Annotated in this window: 2 protein-coding genes; one reads left to right on the top strand and one right to left on the bottom strand. The window is 57.1% G+C overall.

Annotated features, from left to right (window positions below; translation table 11 throughout):
• The first annotated feature begins 217 nt into the window (after window positions 1-217).
• Window positions 218-1153 carry a DMT family transporter gene (locus ACUCV0_RS23995; protein WP_482213926.1) on the top strand — a complete coding sequence of 312 codons (936 nt, stop codon included), beginning with the start codon at window positions 218-220 and terminating at the stop codon, window positions 1151-1153.
• A 259-nt stretch (window positions 1154-1412) separates the two neighbouring features.
• On the opposite strand, the gene ACUCV0_RS23990 is transcribed toward ACUCV0_RS23995, so the two are convergent.
• Window positions 1413-2486 (bottom strand): hypothetical protein (locus ACUCV0_RS23990; RefSeq protein ID WP_482213925.1); only part of this gene is annotated, 1074 nt, incomplete at its 5' end.

Below are 2486 nucleotides of genomic sequence, written 5' to 3'. Positions count from 1 at the left end.
GACTCCCGCCGAGTGTTTTAACCACGCTGTTGCGTCGACCGGATGAATCCACAACCCATAGCGGACGTTGGCGGTGAGCAGCTACCGGCCAAAAGCAGTCCCACGACCTGAGGAGGCTCTCCCTCCATTTGACTACGGCCTGAATTGAACCGAACATCGATTACCCTGCGGATCTGGCCCGCCAGGCTTATAGAGCCTCACTGCAAGGAAAATGAAAATGGGTGGCGAACGAACTGCTGGCGCAAGCGCCTCAAGTGCCGATCGAATTTCCCTTGGAATTGCGCTGATCATTAGCGCAGTCTTTCTGCTTTCCCTAGCGGATGCTTCTGTAAAATACCTTAGCCACCGTATGCCAATCTGGCAGTTGTTCCTTGGAGTGTCATTCATCTCCGTGCCAACACTCGGCGCATGGTTGGTCACTGGAATAAAAGCCAAAAACGTAGCGGTGCTATCCCTACGCTGGGTCGCGGTAAGAAGCCTGCTGCTGTTGATGATGTGGGTTGCCTACTACTCAGCGCTGCCCCTGATACCGCTATCTGTAGCTGCCGTGGCCATCTACACGACGCCTCTGTTCATCGCTCTCTTTGCGGCTTGCTTTGGCAGTGAACGCCTCACTTCTCTGGGATGGTCCGCTGTGTGTCTGGGGTTCGTAGGCGTGACGACAGTGCTTCACCCTGGCACAGGCGTGTTCACCTTAGCTGTGTTGTTACCGGTGCTTGGGGCGGCTTTTTATGCAGTCGCCATGGTAGTCACGCGACGGCACTGCCGCGAGGAGCATCCTCTGGTCTTGGCATTCGCGCTCAATGTCGCGTTCCTTGTTGCCGCTTGTGGCGGCGGGATTGTCTCGGCTTGGTGTAGTGATTGTGCTGCTCAGGCTCCATTTCTACTCTCTGCCTGGCAGCCTCTCGGTTGGCATGAGGTAGGCTTTATTACCTGCTACGCGATAGCGCTGGTAGCGATCAATACGGCAACCGCTAGAGCTTATCAACTAGCGCCGGCAGCGGTAGTAGGAACGTTCGACTATGCCTATCTGATCTTTGCCTGTTTTTGGGGCTACTGGTTCTTTAATGAGGTCCCTAGTGTGAGTACCTGGTTAGGTATGCTCTTGATACTGCTCGCCGGGTTGATGGTCTCGCGAAACTCTTCGCTCTAAAAGGCTCCAGGCCTTCCTGTCCACTTGCCCCCGATTGCAGCCCGTTGCCACCGGCTACAATCGGCCAGAAACGGCCGCTCAAGACGGCGCCTATGCGGCGCTATCGAGATGCTCGCCGGACGCTATCCCGTGGCGTTGATGGCCCGACTGCTGCGGGCATCTCAAGGTGGTTTCTATGCTCCGCAGCTCCTACTTGCTTCAGCGAGGAAAATGGCGAGCAAGAAGTTCCGAACGATCCACCATGAAGTGATAGATAGATTCACAAAGCCTCAGCGAGACACACACCGCGAAACGACTCGCTTTGCTGCAAGGCCGCGCTGCGGCGATCGCCAAGATCGACCAGCGCATCAAGCACCTGCAGCAGCTTACGGGCCAGATGGGGAGGCAGAGGGTGCAGGCGATCAGCATAGGACTGAACCAGAGCCGCGATCGCGGCCGGTATCGAGTTGCCCTTCCAGCCCGCGGGCAGGCGTCCCTCAACGATCTGACACAGAACTTGGTCAGCAAACGCGTCGACCGGGTAAGCAGCACCGGAACGCTCGCATAGCGTAATGAACTGGTGCATTACGTAGGGGTTCCAGCCAGCGGCACGCACCATGCGTTCGATCAATGGCATGACACGGGGAACGTCGTCCCAATTGCCGTTGGCAAAGCGAGCAGCCCCAGAGGCGTGTTCCACAATCACAAAAAGTAGTGACTTGATCAGATTCGGCAGGTTGAATCCACCGATGCGCCCATCGTTATACGGCGAGCGGCGTAGGTCATCGCTCTCTAGCGTTCGCTCGAGCACGACCTGCAGCAAATGTAACGTGTCATCCCGAATCTCCAGCACATCAAGAACCTCACTGCAAACCAGCGACACAGTGAGCGGGGCGAGTAACCGCATTGCAATCTCATCGGGCTGAGCAAGGATCGGCCGTAGCAGCCTGCGCAAGGTCTCGTCGCCAGGAAGATGGGGTACAACTCTTGCCAACGTCCGTCCCAACTGATCCTTCCACTCATAGAGGTTTCCGTCGCCCCGCTCGCGTGCCCTGCGTCGCTCGGCTCGCCATACCGGGTTGATCGTGTCTAGCGTCCAGCTGACGAATGCCTCAAGGGCGTCTACATAATGCGCTCGATACGAGCTCGCCATGACAGCTCCCACCGGAACGTTCTTTAGGACATTTAAGGCGTATTGGCCGTCCCAGAGATCATCGGTGCTTACCCAACCGTCTTCTCCGTCCTCATCAAAAACGGACGAGCTGTCTGCATCCGAGGCGATCTGCTGCCAAGAAGGCAATGGGCGTACCCAAACAGGCAATGGCCCTTGCCCCCTGTACTCATCGAGCGCAGC

It is taken from the genome of Pseudomonas sp. VMV1 (assembly GCF_056790235.1).
The sequence above is the reverse complement of the archived record's forward strand: the minus strand, read 5'-3'. Positions and strand labels throughout refer to the sequence as shown.